We start from the raw sequence: 15952 nt of genomic DNA on the forward strand, positions 1-15952 counted from the left end.
CTCCCGCTGGTCGGCTCCCATTGCTCCCGGCAATGGGTCGAACCCTCTCGTGCAGGACGCACGAATGCCGCGCTTGCAGGATGCATTGGAGCGGCCCGAACGCCTCCCGTTAACCTTTGGGGCATAAAAAAACCACCGGAGCTATCAGCTATCGGTGGTTCTAGTATATGGCGGAGAGGGAGGGATTGGCTGGGGCGCGTCCTTGCGCCCCGGCCCAGGCCGCCCTCTCTTGCTTCACAATTCACCTTGACCGCTTCGCGGCGCCTCCTGCGGCCCCATTTGCTCCCGGCAAATGGTCGAACCCTCTGTCGGGTTCGAACGCCTCCCGTTAACCGTATGTGTATAAAAAAACCGCCGGAGCTTATTCAGCCAACGGCGGTTTTTAATATATGGCGGAGAGGGAGGGATTAACCAAAGCGCAATCCATGCGCTTTGCCCTGCGGGCTCCCGCTGGTCGGTTCCCATTGCTCCCGGCAATGGGTCGAACCCTCTGTCGGGCTCGAACGCCTCCCGTTAACCGTATGTGTATAAAAAAACCGCCGGAGCTTATTCAGCCAACGGCGGTTTTTAATATATGGCGGAGAGGGAGGGATTCGAACCCTCGATACCGATCAAGGTATACTCCCTTAGCAGGGGAGCGCCTTCGGCCACTCGGCCACCTCTCCGTGTCAGTTTGTAGCAAAATACCGTGTTCGTGGCTTCGCTCAACTGGGGCGGCATAATACCATATTTCACAGAAATTCAAAGGGTTGTAAGCACCTGAAGCTAAAAAAAGTGCCGGGCTGGTGACGTTTCAATCGGCTTGCATGAAATTAGTACAGACATAAAAAAACGGCAACCATATGGCTGCCGTTTATTCGACGGTCTATCGTCGCGGGAAGGCGTTATGCAAAACCGTCTTCCTGACCCTGCTTTTCGCGTTGAATCCGCTGATAAATTTCTTCGCGGTGCACAGCGATATCTTTGGGTGCATTGACACCGATACGAACCTGGTTGCCTTTAACACCCAGTACGGTGACCGTTACTTCATCGCCAACCATTAATGTTTCGCCGATACGGCGGGTTAAAATCAACATAACTAACTCCTTAATTCCATCCTGTTACTACGGCCGGACTCCACTATCCTCTGCCGTATAAGTTAACCCCCGCTTGCGTCCCTAACGCCCTACTCAAGGCTCAGGCTTTGTTGCCCGTTACTTGAAGTATTGACCATTTTTCGCAAAAAGGGGAGCTGCCCCCAAAAAAGGTTTTCTCAAACCAAAAACATCCGTCTTTTGTGGTGCCGGCTAAACCACAGAATAGAATCTGTTAATTAAGCCTGTACCGCTTCGGCATCCAGGCCAAAGGCGCTGTGCAAACTGCGCACAGCCAACTCAAGATATTTCTCACTGATAATCACCGTAATCTTAATTTCTGATGTGGTGATCATCTGAATGTTAATGCCTTCTTCCGCCAGCGCGGTAAACATGGTTGAGGCAACGCCAGCGTGTGAGCGCATCCCGACACCAACGATAGAGATTTTGGCAATCGCGTCGTCACTAATGACTTCCCGTGCACCAATCTCTTTGGCTACGTCGGCCAGTACCGTAACCGTTTTTTGCATGTCCGCCTTGTTAACCGTAAAGGTCAAGTCAGTGGTGTTATCGGCCGCTACGTTTTGTACGATAACATCCACTTCAATGTTTGCTTTTCCGACCGGAGCCAAAATTTTAGACGCCACTCCCGGCGTGTCAGGGATACCTGCCAACGTGACTTTCGCTTCATCGCGATTAAATGCAATACCAGAGACAACAGGTTGTTCCATAGTGTTCTCGTCCTCATCGAGGGTAATCAAGGTTCCCGGGCCATCTCTAAAACTGGACAGTACGCGCAGCGGGACATTGTATTTGCCGGCAAACTCCACCGAGCGTATCTGCAAAACTTTTGAGCCCTGGCTCGCCATTTCCAGCATTTCTTCAAAGGTGATCTTTTCCAGTCGGCGGGCCTTGTCGACCACGCGCGGATCTGTGGTGTAGACACCGTCAACGTCGGTATAGATCTGGCACTCATCGGCTTTCAGCGCCGCCGCCAGAGCAACACCGGTAGTATCCGAGCCACCGCGCCCCAGCGTGGTAATGTTGCCCTGCTCGTCTACCCCCTGAAAGCCTGCGACAACGACCACTCGTCCCGCCGCCAGATCCGCCCGCATATTGCCATCGTCAATTGACTGAATACGAGCTTTAGTGTGCGAGTTATCGGTCAAAATCTTGACCTGAGTACCCGTATACGAGCGCGCATCCCAGCCACGTTTTTTTAAGGCCATACACAGCAGAGCAATCGTTACCTGCTCCCCCGTTGAAACCAGTACGTCCATCTCCCGGGCATCCGGCGTAGGCTGAATAGCGTTTGCCAACGCAATTAAACGGTTGGTTTCGCCACTCATAGCTGAAACGACAATCACCATGTCGTGACCATCGGCCCGAAAGCCGGCAATTTTGTCAGCAACCGCTTCTATTCGCTCGACGGTGCCAACTGAAGTGCCACCGTATTTTTGTACCAATAAGCTCATTCCCGGCCTATTCCTCACCGTATGCGGTCAATTACCGTTGTTTGCGACATAAGCGCCCAAAAAGGCGGCAATTAAACACCAATCTATGACAATTGTTAATCCGTTTGTTGCATCTTCAAACAATTATTTACATTCAAAGCGCGTCTTTTACCCAACCGGCCACAGAGCCCAGAGCCCCCTCCAGCGCGGCAACATCGCTGCCACCGCCCTGTGCCATATCGGGGCGGCCACCACCTTTACCGCCGACCTGTGTGGCCACATGGCGCATAAGGTCACCCGCTTTAATGCGGTCGGTGACATCTTTGCTCACCCCGGCAACCAGAGCAATCTTGCCATCGTCTTCACAGGCGAGCAGCACCACCGAAGAGCCCAGTTTGTTTTTCATTTGATCGACGCTATCGCGCAGCGATTTGGCATCGGCCCCCTCTAGCTTAACCGCCAGCACCTTAATGCCGTCTACCTCTACCGCTTCGGCCAGCAGGTCGCGGCTGCCGGCGGTGGCCAATTTGGTTTTAAGCGCCGCTAAGTCTTTTTCAAGCTTGCGGTTTTGCTGCGCTAGTTGTTCAATTTTGTCGATTAGCGTGTCCGGGCTCGCTTTTACGACACTGGCCGCGTGCTGTAAACGCGCATTCAACTGATCAAACAGCGCTAATGCACGACGACCGGTCACGGCTTCGATTCGGCGTACGCCAGAGGCGATCCCCGACTCGCTGGTAATACGTATCAGGCCAATATCACCGGTGCGCTGTACGTGAGTACCGCCACACAATTCAACCGAAAAGCCATCACCCATGCTCAACACCCGCACTTCAGTGCCGTATTTTTCGCCAAACAGTGCCATGGCGCCACGCGCTTTAGCCGTCTCCATATCGCACAGCTCGGTTTTCACGGCCGTGTTAGCGAGAATCTGGTCGTTCACCAGTGCTTCAATCGCTTTCAGCTCGGCCGGGGTAACTCCTTCAAAGTGCGAGAAGTCAAAGCGCAAGCGTTCAGAGTCAACCAGCGAGCCCTTCTGGGCCACATGCTCTCCTAATACGTTACGCAGTGCAGCGTGCAATAGATGCGTTGCCGAGTGATTTAGTGCGGTTGCCGCGCGAACGTCGGCATCCACTTGCCCCTTGAGGGTATCTCCCGGGGAAATCTCTCCGTGCAGCACGCGACCAATATGCAAGAAGTTAGCGCCTTGCTTAATACAATCTTGCACTTCAAATCGCACGCCATCGGCCTCTAGGTAGCCGCTGTCGCCAGCTTGACCACCCGACTCCGCGTAAAACGGCGTCTGATCGAGCACCAGAGCAACATCATCACCCTCTTTGGCGCCCTGTACAGTAGCGCCCTCACGTAACACGGCGAGTACACGACTGGCGCCCGCCAGCTCGGTGTAACCCGTAAATTCCGTGGCCGGCAAATCGAGCGCCGCCTGAGTGTAGTCGACCTTAAATTGCCCGGCCGCACGCGCTCTTTCACGTTGCGCGGTCATAGCGCTTTCGTAACCGGCCAGATCCAAGGTTAAGTTGCGCTCACGCGCAATATCGGCGGTTAAATCGACGGGGAAGCCGTAGGTGTCGTACAACGTAAACACCACATCACCGGGAATCTCGCTGCCGCTAAGCTCGCTTAACGCGCCTTCAAGTACCGTCATCCCCTTATCCAGGGTTTTGGCAAACTGTTCTTCTTCGGCTAGCAGCACTTTCTCAATTTGCGCCCGGCGCTCTACTAGCTCGGGGTAGGCATCGCCCATCACTTCAGCCAGCGCTTTAACCAAGGTATTAAAAAATGCCCCTTGTTGACCTAACTGATGGCCGTGGCGCACGGCGCGCCGAATGATTCGGCGCAATACATAACCGCGACCCTCATTGGAGGGCAAGACGCCATCGCTAATCAGAAACGCGCTCGAGCGGATATGATCGGCAATCACACGCAAGGATTTATTCTCTAAATCCTTAGAGCCTGTGGCATTAGCCGCCGCCTTAAGCAGGTGTTGAAATAAGTCAATCTCGTAATTGGTGTGTACACCTTGCATAACCGCGGCAATTCGCTCGAGCCCCATTCCGGTATCGATAGAGGGGTTAGGCAGAGGCTTAAGCTCGCCATCGGTTTGGCGTTCATACTGCATAAACACCAGATTCCAGATTTCAATGTAGCGATCCAGGTCGTCATTTTCGCTGCCAGGAGGACCACCGGGCACATCGGCGCCATGATCGTAAAAAATCTCTGAGCTTGGACCACAGGGACCGGTATCACCCATTTGCCAGAAGTTATCTTCGTCAAGGCGAGAAAAACGCTCGGCACTAACGCCCACCTCTTTTAGCCAAATATCGGCGGCTTCGTCATCCGACACATGCACGGTAACCCAAAGGCGCTCCTGAGGCAGTTTGAGCACGCCAGTTAAAAACTCCCACGCGTAGTGAATCGCATCGCGCTTAAAATAGTCGCCAAAGCTGAAGTTGCCCAACATTTCAAAAAATGTGTGGTGGCGGGCGGTATAGCCAACGTTTTCTAAATCGTTGTGCTTGCCACCGGCGCGAACACAACGCTGTGAACTGGTAGCACGGGTGTAGCTGCGTTTATCGGAGCCTAAAAACACATCCTTAAACTGAACCATCCCGGCGTTGGTAAACAACAGGGTAGGATCATTGCCAGGCACCAGCGAGCTGCTGGGCACAATGGTGTGCTGTTTTGATTCAAAGTATTGTAAAAAGGCGTCGCGAATTTCAGCGCTTTTCATAGGGTATCCGTCGGTCCAAAGTCGTTGTTGTGCCAATTTCACCAATATTAGCGGTGCTTGTGCTGCTGCTTTTCTTCATCGGAAAGCGCCCGGGACTCGCTCTCCAGCATAACCGGAATGCCATCGCGTACAGGGTACGCCAGCCCGGAGCTCCAGCACACTAGTTCATTTTTATCGGCCTGATAGTCCAGCTCGCCTTTGCTTACCGGGCACACCAATATACTGAGTAGCTTTTTATCGATCATTTTGTATCTTTGCCTCTGTCATACCCGCTGGGCGCCAGAAAAGTCAGTAGCGATTTGGGGCGCTATATTACACTGCCCTGACGCCCCTGTCTTCATGGGGCGCCGCTGTCATCTGGCCCGGGCATCGGCCCAACCAGCGTAGTAGGATCGACGCGCCGATCGAGCCAGTTCATGCGCCAATCTAAATGGGGGCCAGTAGCGCGCCCGGAGGCTCCCACCTCGGCAATCAGCTCGCCCTGCCCGACCCTTTGCCCGACAGAGACGATCACCCTGGACAAATGAATAAAGGTAGACGATAAGCCGTGGCCGTGATCGATAATTAAAGTGCCGCCGGAGTAAAACAAATCGGGCTCGGCGAGCGTCACCTTGCCCGCCGCCGGCGCCACAACGGGTGTTCCGGTAGCAGCGGCGATATCAACGCCATAGTGGGGTCGCCTAGGTTCACCGTTATAGACTCGCTGCGAACCATATACCCCTGTAATGGGGCCGATAAGTGGCCATTTAAAGTCTTGGGTAAAGTCGATGGTGGCGCCACGCTCTTGCCTCGCCTGCCACACCTTGGCCGCCTCTTTGCGCGAGCGCTCTTGTTGCTCGGCTGAAGGCGTCACTGTTTTTTGCGGCACCCCTTCAATGCGCTGAATATTGTACTCTCTGGGGGCTACTTCATAGGTCCGGCTAAACCTCTCCCCATCAGGTGTTTCTAGCGTCACCTCGGCCGTTTGGCTGGCATCACGATCGAGGCCAAACACAAATTCGCCCCCCTTGGCGACCATTACCGGCTTACCATCCAAACTTAACTGGCTGCCGGGCGGCACTCGCCCACGCAAAACAGCCCCCTGCTGCCACTGCCCCTGCAACTCGATAGGTTGTCTTGGAGAGTCAGCCCAGGCCGCGCTAATCAGTGCCAAAGCAGCTGCAATTATCAATATCTTCATAGTTCCTCCACTCGCACATCGCGATAGGTGATGGTACACCATCCATACTCCCGGGCTTTGCAATAGCGTAAAAAAAACGGCAGCCGAAGCTGCCGTTTTTGTCTAACCCAAGCCGTTGAAGACTATCGGAGATTACTGGCCGACTTTTAAAATCTTCATGGCATTGGTTCCGCCCAGCTGGTCGGTATCACCGCCGGTTAGAATCACCATGTCATCGTCGACCAATACACCGTTTTCTTTCAGGGTGTTCATGGCACGGATATAGTCAGCACTTGACGGAGCACTGCCACTGTCAAACGGCACAGGGCGCACACCGCGGTACAAAGCGACGCGACGCTGCGTAGCAATATGACGAGAAAACGCAAAAATCGGCAGTTGTGAACCAACCCGAGACATCAAACGCGGGGTGGTGCCAGACTCCGTCAGCGCAATAATGGCTTTAACACCGGGCAGGTGGTTGGCCGTATACATGGTTGCCAAGGCAATCGACTCGTCGATCGAGCCAAACGACTCGTTCATGCGATAAGAGTCGTAGCTTGCCTGCGGATGCTGCTCCGCACCGACGATAACGCGAGCCATAGCTTCTACGGTTTCTACCGGGAAGTTACCGGCTGCCGTTTCAGCCGACAGCATTACCGCATCGGTGCCATCAAGCACGGCGTTGGCAACATCGAACACTTCCGCCCGAGTTGGCAGCGGGCTATTAATCATCGACTCCATCATCTGAGTCGCGGTAATAACCACTTTGTTTTGCGCGCGTGAGCGAGCAATAATGCGCTTTTGCACACCAATCAAGGCGGCATCGCCAATCTCGACACCCAAATCACCGCGAGCAACCATCACCGCATCACTCGCGGCGATAATTTCGTCCAGTGTTTTATCGTCGGCAACCGCTTCGGCACGCTCAATCTTTGACACCAAGCCAGCTTTACCGCCAGCTTCTTCCAGCAGGCGGCGCGCGGTGTTCATGTCTTCGGCGCTACGCGGGAAAGATACCGCGAGGTAATCCACATCGATCTCGGCTGCCGTTTTGATATCGGCAAAGTCTTTTTCCGTCAGCGCCGGAGCGGTTAGGCCACCACCTTGGCGGTTAATACCCTTATTGTTCGATAAGGGCCCGGCAACGCTGGTGGTACAAAACACTTTTGTACCTTCAATTTTATCAACATCAAGAACGACCCGGCCGTCATCCAGCAACAGCTTGTCGCCCGCAACGCAGTCATTTGGTAACTCTTTGTAGTCAATACCCACACTTTCCTGAGTACCAGCGTCACGATCGAGAGAGGCATCCAGCACAAACTTATCGCCGATTGCCAAACGAATTGGCCCGTTGGCAAAACGAGCGATACGGATTTTAGGGCCTTGCAGATCCCCTAATACCGCCACATAGCGATTGTGCTTGCTGGCCAAACGGCGCACGGCTTCGGCGCGCCCTTTGTGATCTTCCGGAGAGCCGTGTGAGAAGTTCAACCTCACGACGTTTACCCCTGCCAGAATCAGCTTTTCCAATACCTCTTCCGACTCTGAAGCGGGACCCAGTGTACTGACGATTTTTGTACGGCGTAACATAATATTTCTCGCTTATTTAGCGTTCATCAGTGCAATGGTGTTGTCTAGCATGCGGTTGGAGAAGCCCCACTCGTTATCATACCAAGACATGATTTTAACCCAGCGGCTACCCATAACTTTGGTCTGCTTGGAATCAAAGTTAGAAGATGCAGGGTTGTGATTAAAGTCGATAGACACCAACGGCTCATCGTTGTAGACCAACACGCCTGGCATTTCGTTTTCGGCGGCTTCTTTCATCGCGGCGTTAATTTCTTCTACCGTAACATCGGTCTTCACCAACACGTTCAGATCAACCAAAGACACATTGATGGTTGGAACACGAACGGACATACCATCGAGCTTGCCGTTCAGTTCGGGCAACACCAGACCTACCGCACGAGCGGCGCCCGTAGAGGTGGGAATCATCGACTGGGTGGCCGAGCGGGCACGGTAGATGTCTTTGTGGAAAACATCGCTCAGGTGCTGATCGTTGGTGTAAGCGTGGATGGTCGTCATTGAGCCCTGCTCAATGCCAAACTTATCATTCAACACTTTAGCGACTGGAGCCAGGCAGTTGGTGGTGCACGATGCGTTAGAGATGATTTCATCAGACGCCTTCAGCACGCTATCGTTTACGCCGTATACGACGGTGGCATCTACATCGGTACCCGGGGCCGAGATAATGACTTTTTTAGCGCCGGCCTCTAAGTGAGATTTGGCTTTGTCACGGCTGGTAAAAATACCCGTACACTCGTACACCACATCAACGTTAAGCTCGCCCCAAGGCAAGTCGGCTGGGTTACGTTCGGCGGTAATTTGAATCTCATCACCATTAACAACCATTTTATCGCCGGCCACATGAACTTCACCAGGAAAACGACCGTGAACAGAGTCGTATTTGGTCAGGTGAGCGTTCAACTCGGCATCGCCTAAATCATTCACCGCAACCACCTGAATCTGATCGCGATAACCAGACTCATACAATGCCCGCAATACGTTGCGACCAATACGTCCGTAACCATTAATAGCCACTCGAATTGTCATTTATGCCTCTCCTATAAATTTTACCCGCCCGTAGACGGGGCTAATAACCTAATCTGTGTAACGCTATGCAGCCGTATGGTAAGCGCTGGGCGCGCCTAGCTACCGTTTACCCGATCGCTTAGCGCTCAAGGCTCGCCGCCTGGCGTGCCAGTGTTTCGATCTCTTCCCATTTTTTCTCAGCAATCAAATTTTTTGGCGCCATCCAGGTTCCACCTACACAGGCAACGTTTGGCAGCGCCAGATAACTTGGTGCTTTTTCTAAGTTAATACCGCCGGTTGGGCAAAAAGTAATTTGCGGCAATGGGCCGCCAATAGACTTAACCATGCTTACCCCACCAGCGGACTCTGCCGGGAAAAACTTAAGGTGGGTAAAACCTTGGGTATAAAGGTTCATTGCTTCAGAGGGGGTCGCGATACCCGGCAACAAAGGGATATCACAGTTTTTTGCCGCCTCGATAAGCGCCGGCGTTGTACCGGGGCTAACCATAAACTTGGCACCGGCATCCACCGAGGCCTGCAGATCCTGCGGAGTTACCACGGTGCCAGAGCCAATAACGGCGTCATCTGGCAGGGCCTTAACCATTGCGCTGATTGCATCCAGCGCCACCGGGGTGCGCAACGTGATTTCCAACACCTTCAAGCCACCATTGTACAGCGCTTGCGCTAAAGGCACCGCGTCCTCTAGATTTTCAATCACCATTACCGGCACAACCGGCGCTACCTTTACAATCTCATCAATGGATAGACCCACGTAGATATCCTCGTCTGTTCGTTAGCAAATAAAGCTTAAGGTGCCCAGTAAACCGTTACTGGCACATTGTTTTGTTCTAATACCGCACGCACTGGCATGTCGGCAACATCGCCACCGGCCAGTGCCTCGCGGTATGCTGCAAGCTTTTCATCACCGGAAATCAACAGCAGCACATGTTTGCTATTAACGATTCCGGCCAGAGATAGCGTCATGCGCTCGGTACACTCTCCAGTCACCTCGCTTTGGCGTGCGGTAATCGCACTGCACAAAGCACTGGTACTAAGAGCCTGCTCTAAACCATCCGCGTGTGGAAACAGTGACGCCGTATGACCGTCGGGGCCCATACCCAAGACCGTCACATCAAAGGGTGATGACAGCGTTTGATAGGCGGCTTCACACTGCGCCAGGCCATCAGAGGCACTAGCGGCGGTGTTTTTCATACCGATCAACTTGGCGTTAGCTGCGTTATTTTGCAGCAGCGTCTTTACGATAAAGGCTTCATTGCTTTTATCGTGATCAAAATCAACCCAGCGCTCATCGACCAGCGCTACCTTGATTTTGTCCCATGCGAGGTCCGCCTCTGACAGGCGCTTGTATATTGGTGCTGGCGAGCTGCCGCCAGAGACTAAAAAACTGGCTTTGTCTCCCTCGGCCACAGCATCTTGCAAAGCGCCGATGGCATGCTCAAATACGGCATCGATCATCGCCTCGCGAGTATCAAAAAAGCGTTCTACTACTGCCATGTCGCTGTCCTTATTCCGTGCCTTTAATATTTTCGCCGACGTTAAACCAACAGCGGCCGTCTTCGCGCAGTAAGTCAGCCGCTGCCTGTGGCCCCCAGCTGCCTGCGGGGTATGGTTGCGGTTTATTCTCAGGGCGCTGCCAAGCTTCAATGATCGGGTCAACCCACCCCCAGGCGGCGTCTACTTCGTTGCGGTGAATAAACAGTGCCGGATTGTTGGCGGCGGCATCCAACATCAAACGCTTATAGGCGTCCGAGTAAAACTTATCGTAGTTATCCGTCAGATTTAGGTTCAGCACGCTAGGCACTAAGTCTGCCTCGTGTTTCTCTAAATTGTTTGACGTCACGATCATTTGTACTCGTTCATCGGGCTGCAGCTGAATCACCAAACGGTTGGGAATCATGGTGCCGGCCGACTCAGGGTAAATATGATGTGTTACGGTTTTATATTGAATAATAATTTCGGCGCAGCGCTGTTTTAAGCGCTTACCGGTACGCAGATAAAAAGGCACGTGCGACCAGCGCCAGTTATCGATATGAGCGCGAATCGCCACAAAGGTTTCGGTGTTGCTGTCTTTGCCTAACTCTTCCAGATAGCCCGGCACTTGCTTACCGCCAGACTCACCGGCCACGTATTGGCCGCGAACCGTATTCGCCGCCACATCGTCACCCACCAGAGGGCGCAAGGCATCCAGCACTTTGAGTTTTTCGGCGCGAATGCTATCGGCGTTTAGCTTGCTTGGCGGCTCCATGGCCACCAAACACAATAGCTGCATCAAGTGGTTTTGCACCATATCGCGCATAGCACCGGCGTCATCATAAAAGCTAGCACGCCCTTCCAGCCCTACGGTTTCAGAAATACTGATCTCTATGTGGTCGATGGACTTAGAGTCCCAAAGGTGCTCAAAAATACAGTTGGTAAAGCGCAGCGCCAATAGGTTTTGCACCGTCTCTTTACCCAGGTAGTGATCGATCCGAAAAATATCGTCCTCTTTAAAGTACTGGGCAATCTCGGCGTTAATGGCCTCAGCAGACTCGCCGTCATACCCCAGCGGCTTCTCTACCACAACGCGAGAGTTTTCGCTGATCATGCCGGAGTCGGAGATGTTTTTGCAGCAGGCAGAAAATACCGCAGGTGGCGTTGCCATGTAAAAAATGCGCTCGTCATTACCCTCTTTCAAGGTTTTTGCGAGCTCATCCCAATGCTCATCGCGCTCTGTGATATTAATAAATACCCCATGCACGCACGCTTCAAACTCGCTCCAAACGTCGTTGTCGATTTCGTCATCGCGCAAATAGCTGTAAGCCGCCTCGCGTACCATAGCGCGATAGTTTTCGGCCTGCTCTGTTTTACGTACCGTGCCAAAAATACGCGACCCCTTGGGCATTTGCCCTTCGCGATAAGCCCGGTACCAGGCCGGAATCAACTTACGCAGCGCCAGATCGCCCGCGCCCCCAAAAATGACAAAATCAAAAGGTTTCTGCATGAATGGATCCTATCTAACAAATATGGTTATGCGTTACCTGAATTACCAGCGAAAGACGGTGGCGCCCTCTTCGGCGGCACCAACGGTTTGTCGCAGCGGCGCAAACAATTCGCGCCCCATCACATCGTGACTTTCGCTTAGGTCAGCCTCGGCGTGCTCACGCGCGGCTAACTCCTGCTCATCAACGTGTAACTGCAAAACGCCACCTTCGGCATCAACCTCAACGATATCGCCATCGCGAACCAACCCGATGGGACCTTGATCCAACGCTTCGGGCGTTAAGTGAATAGCCGCGGGAATTTTTCCCGATGCGCCCGACATACGGCCATCGGTTACCAGGGCTACCTTGTAGCCGCGATCCTGCAATACCCCAAGCGGCGGGGTGAGTTTATGCAGCTCGGGCATGCCACAAGCTTTAGGGCCCTGAAAGCGCACAACCGCAACAAAATCTTTGTCCAGCTCGCCGGCCTTAAAGGCTTGTTGCAAAGCATCTTGAGTGTGAAACACGATTGCGGGAGCTTTTACTTTGCGGTGCTCAGGTTTAACCGCTGACACCTTAATGACACAGCGCCCCAGGTTTCCGGTTAATAGCTTCATACCACCGGTGGCGCTGAAGGCGCTCTTCGCCGGCCGTAACACGCCGTCATCTAAACTTTCTTTGGGCGCTTCGCGCCACGTCAACTTACCGTCATCCAAAAATGGCTCTTGGGTATAGGGCTCAAGCCCTCCGTCACCCATCACGGTTTTAACGTCGTCGTGCAGTATGCCTTCGGCACGTAGCTCACGCATGAGGTAACCCATGCCGCCCACAGCCTGAAAACGATTAATATCGGCCAAACCGTTGGGGTAAATCCGGCACATCAGAGGCACCGCATCCGAAAGGTCAGACAAATCCTGCCAATTGACGATAACCCCGGCCGCACGAGCCATGGCCATAATGTGAATCGCGTGGTTGGTAGAGCCGCCCGTCGCCAACAAACCCACCATACCGTTAACAATGGTCTTTTCATTAACCACTTCGGCCATGGGTGTGTAATTACCGCTGGTGGTGATCGCCGCCAGTTGTTTTACGGCCGCGTTGGTCAGGGCATCCCGCAAAGGCGTGTTGGGGTTAACAAAAGAGCTGCCTGGCAGGTGCAGGCCCATGATTTCCATCAGCATCTGGTTGCTGTTGGCGGTGCCGTAAAAGGTACAGGTGCCAGCACTGTGATAGGAGGCACTTTCGGCCTCTAGCAATTCTTTTCGGCCGACTTTACCCTCGGCAAATAGCTGCCGTACCCGGACTTTTTCGGCGTTTGGCAAGCCTGGCGTCATGGGGCCCGCCGGGATAAAAATAACTGGCAACTGACCAAAAGACAGGGCGCCAATGGTTAAGCCCGGAACAATTTTGTCACAAATACCAAGGCATATAGCACCGTCAAACATATCGTGTGACAGCGCAATTGCCGTCGACATAGCTATAACGTCACGGCTAAACAGCGACAGGTCCATGCCTTCCCGGCCCTGAGTTACACCATCGCACATCGCCGGAACGCCGCCGGCAAACTGGGCGGTCATGCCAGCCTCGTGAGCCGCTTTTTTAATGGGCTCCAGATAGGTGCCGTACGGCTCGTGCGCCGACAGCATTTCATTGTAAGAGGAAATCACCCCAAGGTTAGGGGCATCGCCTTCGGCCAGCGCTTCTTTGTCAGAGCTACCGCAGGCAGCAAAGCCGTGGGCCAAGTTACCGCAGGACAGGCGTTTACGGGCGGGCCCATTAGAGCGACCGCGTTCTATTTTGGCCAGATAGGCCTCACGCGCCGCCCGGCTTCGCTCGATAATACGGTCGGTAATTGCAGCAATTTTGCTATCGGTCATTTTGTTACCACTAGTCATCGTATGCTTAGGAATACAGACTGCTATATAGGCAGATACATCGACCTATAATAGGGATTATGGCTGTAATGTGTTGCTCTCTCTTGTCTGCACCATCACGTGGTGCCACCGCGCGGCTTTTCGCTCTAATGCGGCTTGTGCGCCTTTACAGAAACAACAAAACGACCCTCCGGAGCATCTGGGCATCCGGAGCATCGTTTTAGCAGGCGGGTCAAGTCGCCTTTTGTTCTGCCATACGCAGGCCCGTTATCGGGCTTTCTTGTAGTATTCTAACAGATTGCGGGTTGAGGCATCATGCCCCGCCCCAATTTCAGCTTCTGGCGCCATTTCGGCCAAAATACCGTTGGCCAGCACTTTGCCAAGCTCAACGCCCCACTGATCAAAAGAATGCACCTCCCAGATGATGCCCTGCACAAAGATCTTGTGCTCGTACATCGCAATCAATGAGCCCAACGAGCGCGCATCGATTTTTTGCAACAAAATTGTATTGGTGGGGCGGTTTCCCTCGTGCACTTTGTGGTTCACAATCTCTTCGATGCGCTCCGGGCTCATACCCTTGGCGCCCAGCTCGGCACGCACCTGATCGGCGCTAATACCACGCATCATGGCCTCAGACTGGGCAAAGAAGTTGGCCATCAGCGCATCGTGATGCCCATCGACTGTCACTGTGGGCTCGACCGAGCCGATGAAATCAGCCGGTACAATTTGCGTCCCCTGGTGCAAGCACTGGTAAAACGCGTGCTGACCATTAATACCTACTTCGCCCCAGATCAGCGGTACGCTGGAGTAATCAATACGCTCGCCGGACCAGTTTACGCTTTTACCGTTACTTTCCATCTCGGCCTGCTGCATATAGGCCGGTAAACGGTGCAGACACTGATCGTAAGGCAACAACGCATGGGCTTTACGCCCCAGGAAGTTATTGTTCCAAATGCCCATCAGGGCCAACATTACCGGCGCATTTTTTGATAGCGGCTCGGTCAGGAAATGCTGGTCCATCTCGAAAGCGCCTTCCAGCAACTGTTCAAACACTTCCATGCCTAAGTTCAGGGCAATCGGCAGGCCAATGGCCGACCACAGCGAGAAGCGCCCACCAACCCAGTCCCACATATCGAAGATGTTTTCTTCGGCCACACCAAACTCCATCGCCTTGGGGCGGTTGGAGGAGACGGCGATAAAGTGGCGGTTGATAAAGCTCTTATCTTTTGCCTTATCCAAAAACCAAGATTCGGCCGAACTGGCGTTGGTCATGGTCTCTAGGGTAGTAAAGGTTTTTGAGGCCACCACAAACAAAGTAGTCTCGGGGTCGAGATCACGCAACACTTGCGCAATCTGGAAGCCATCGATATTGGAGACATAGTGTACGTTCAAGCTACCGTCGCTATAACCACTGAGCGCCTCGGTAACCATCAGGGGGCCAAGGTTTGACCCGCCGATACCGATACTAACGATATCAGTCATTGGCTTACCGGTATAACCACGCCAATCGCCACCGCGCACTTGCGCTACCAGCGAGCGCATACGCTCCAACTCGTGTTTTACCTGAGCGCGAACATCTTCGCCATCGACTTCGAGTGGCTCACCCGAGCGATCGCGCAAGGCCACGTGCAATACCGCGCGGTCTTCGGTGCGGTTGATTTTCTCGCCGGCAAACATCTTGTCGCGCAACGACTCCACATCACTCGCCTCAGCCAGATCTATCAGTGCTTTGCGAGTATCTTCGGTGATGAGGTTTTTGGAGTAGTCGAGCAGAATATTAGGAGATTGAAGGGAAAACTTGGCAAATCGCAGGTCATCTTCGTCAAACAAATCGCTCATATGCTGGGTTTGCATATCTCGAGCGTGAGCTTCAAGGGCCTGCCAGGCAGTCAGTTCGGTACGGCTAGACATGTGCGGTCCGCATCCTCTGTTCAGGTCTGTTTAAATAACACACCCCTCTATACAGACTGCCATTTACGCGCCAAAACGGTGCATAACGTCAACAGAATAAACCGTGGCAGCTCAGGGACTTACCCTGCTCGGCGAGCGCCCTAGTGATACCGGGCAAAC

12 protein-coding genes and 1 tRNA gene are annotated in these 15952 nt (G+C 53.4%); all 13 read right to left on the bottom strand.

Going from position 1 to position 15952, the window contains the following annotated elements:
* Positions 1-575 precede the first annotated feature (575 nt).
* The 13 genes from AAC019_RS02650 to pgi all read right to left on the bottom strand — a co-directional run bounded on the left by AAC019_RS02650 (position 576) and on the right by pgi (position 15793).
* Positions 576-665, bottom strand: a tRNA-Ser gene (locus tag AAC019_RS02650).
* A 219-nt stretch (positions 666-884) separates the two neighbouring features.
* Complete coding sequence (gene csrA, locus AAC019_RS02655; protein ID WP_041523100.1) at positions 885-1076, bottom strand: carbon storage regulator CsrA; 192 nt, start codon at positions 1074-1076, stop codon at positions 885-887.
* Positions 1077-1312: 236 nt separating this feature from the next.
* Positions 1313-2548, bottom strand: coding sequence for an aspartate kinase (locus tag AAC019_RS02660; protein WP_339897008.1), 1236 nt, complete (start codon positions 2546-2548; stop codon positions 1313-1315).
* Between the two features lie 133 nt (positions 2549-2681).
* The gene (alaS, locus tag AAC019_RS02665; protein ID WP_339897009.1) at positions 2682-5276 is read right to left on the bottom strand and encodes an alanine--tRNA ligase; all 2595 of its coding nucleotides are present in this window, start codon (positions 5274-5276) and stop codon (positions 2682-2684) included.
* Positions 5277-5323: 47 nt separating this feature from the next.
* The gene (locus AAC019_RS02670; protein ID WP_339897010.1) at positions 5324-5521 is read right to left on the bottom strand and encodes a Trm112 family protein; all 198 of its coding nucleotides are present in this window, start codon (positions 5519-5521) and stop codon (positions 5324-5326) included.
* A 92-nt stretch (positions 5522-5613) separates the two neighbouring features.
* Positions 5614-6456 carry a M23 family metallopeptidase gene (locus AAC019_RS02675; protein ID WP_339897011.1) on the bottom strand — a complete coding sequence of 281 codons (843 nt, stop codon included), beginning with the start codon at positions 6454-6456 and terminating at the stop codon, positions 5614-5616.
* 132 nt (positions 6457-6588) lie between these two features.
* The gene (gene pyk / locus AAC019_RS02680; RefSeq protein ID WP_339897012.1) at positions 6589-8025 is read right to left on the bottom strand and encodes a pyruvate kinase; all 1437 of its coding nucleotides are present in this window, start codon (positions 8023-8025) and stop codon (positions 6589-6591) included.
* A 12-nt stretch (positions 8026-8037) separates the two neighbouring features.
* Positions 8038-9048 (bottom strand): type I glyceraldehyde-3-phosphate dehydrogenase, encoded by a 1011-nt coding sequence (gene gap / locus AAC019_RS02685; protein ID WP_339897013.1) that lies wholly within the window; start codon positions 9046-9048, stop codon positions 8038-8040.
* 118 nt (positions 9049-9166) lie between these two features.
* Positions 9167-9799: a bifunctional 4-hydroxy-2-oxoglutarate aldolase/2-dehydro-3-deoxy-phosphogluconate aldolase gene (locus AAC019_RS02690; protein WP_339897014.1), complete on the bottom strand. Its 633-nt coding sequence runs from the start codon at positions 9797-9799 to the stop codon at positions 9167-9169.
* Positions 9800-9834: 35 nt separating this feature from the next.
* On the bottom strand, positions 9835-10542 hold the full coding sequence (gene pgl, locus AAC019_RS02695; RefSeq protein WP_339897015.1) for a 6-phosphogluconolactonase: 708 nt from the start codon (positions 10540-10542) through the stop codon (positions 9835-9837).
* Between the two features lie 10 nt (positions 10543-10552).
* A complete protein-coding gene (gene zwf, locus AAC019_RS02700; RefSeq protein WP_339897016.1) occupies positions 10553-12028 on the bottom strand; it encodes a glucose-6-phosphate dehydrogenase in 1476 nt (491 codons plus the stop codon).
* A gap of 42 nt (positions 12029-12070) precedes the next feature.
* Entirely contained in the window at positions 12071-13885 is a 1815-nt protein-coding gene (gene edd, locus AAC019_RS02705; protein WP_339897017.1) for a phosphogluconate dehydratase, read from the bottom strand.
* A gap of 264 nt (positions 13886-14149) precedes the next feature.
* Positions 14150-15793 (bottom strand): glucose-6-phosphate isomerase, encoded by a 1644-nt coding sequence (gene pgi, locus AAC019_RS02710; RefSeq protein ID WP_339897018.1) that lies wholly within the window; start codon positions 15791-15793, stop codon positions 14150-14152.
* Positions 15794-15952: the final 159 nt, after the last annotated feature.

The sequence above is a fragment of the uncultured Gilvimarinus sp. genome, assembly GCF_963975215.1.
In the GTDB taxonomy this organism is placed as follows: Bacteria; Pseudomonadota; Gammaproteobacteria; order Pseudomonadales; family Cellvibrionaceae; genus Gilvimarinus.

Excerpts from the sequence above, each read along its gene's own strand:
- csrA (WP_041523100.1), bottom strand. The coding sequence starts at position 1,076 with ATGTTGATTTTAACCCGCCGTATCGGCGAAACATTAATGGTTGGCGAT.
- edd (WP_339897017.1), bottom strand. The coding sequence starts at position 13,885 with ATGACCGATAGCAAAATTGCTGCAATTACCGACCGTATTATCGAGCGA.
- pyk (WP_339897012.1), bottom strand. The coding sequence starts at position 8,025 with ATGTTACGCCGTACAAAAATCGTCAGTACACTGGGTCCCGCTTCAGAG.
- AAC019_RS02675 (WP_339897011.1), bottom strand. The coding sequence starts at position 6,456 with ATGAAGATATTGATAATTGCAGCTGCTTTGGCACTGATTAGCGCGGCC.
- pgi (WP_339897018.1), bottom strand. The coding sequence starts at position 15,793 with ATGTCTAGCCGTACCGAACTGACTGCCTGGCAGGCCCTTGAAGCTCAC.
- pgl (WP_339897015.1), bottom strand. The coding sequence starts at position 10,542 with ATGGCAGTAGTAGAACGCTTTTTTGATACTCGCGAGGCGATGATCGAT.
- zwf (WP_339897016.1), bottom strand. The coding sequence starts at position 12,028 with ATGCAGAAACCTTTTGATTTTGTCATTTTTGGGGGCGCGGGCGATCTG.
- AAC019_RS02660 (WP_339897008.1), bottom strand. The coding sequence starts at position 2,548 with ATGAGCTTATTGGTACAAAAATACGGTGGCACTTCAGTTGGCACCGTC.
- alaS (WP_339897009.1), bottom strand. The coding sequence starts at position 5,276 with ATGAAAAGCGCTGAAATTCGCGACGCCTTTTTACAATACTTTGAATCA.
- gap (WP_339897013.1), bottom strand. The coding sequence starts at position 9,048 with ATGACAATTCGAGTGGCTATTAATGGTTACGGACGTATTGGTCGCAAC.
- AAC019_RS02670 (WP_339897010.1), bottom strand. The coding sequence starts at position 5,521 with ATGATCGATAAAAAGCTACTCAGTATATTGGTGTGCCCGGTAAGCAAA.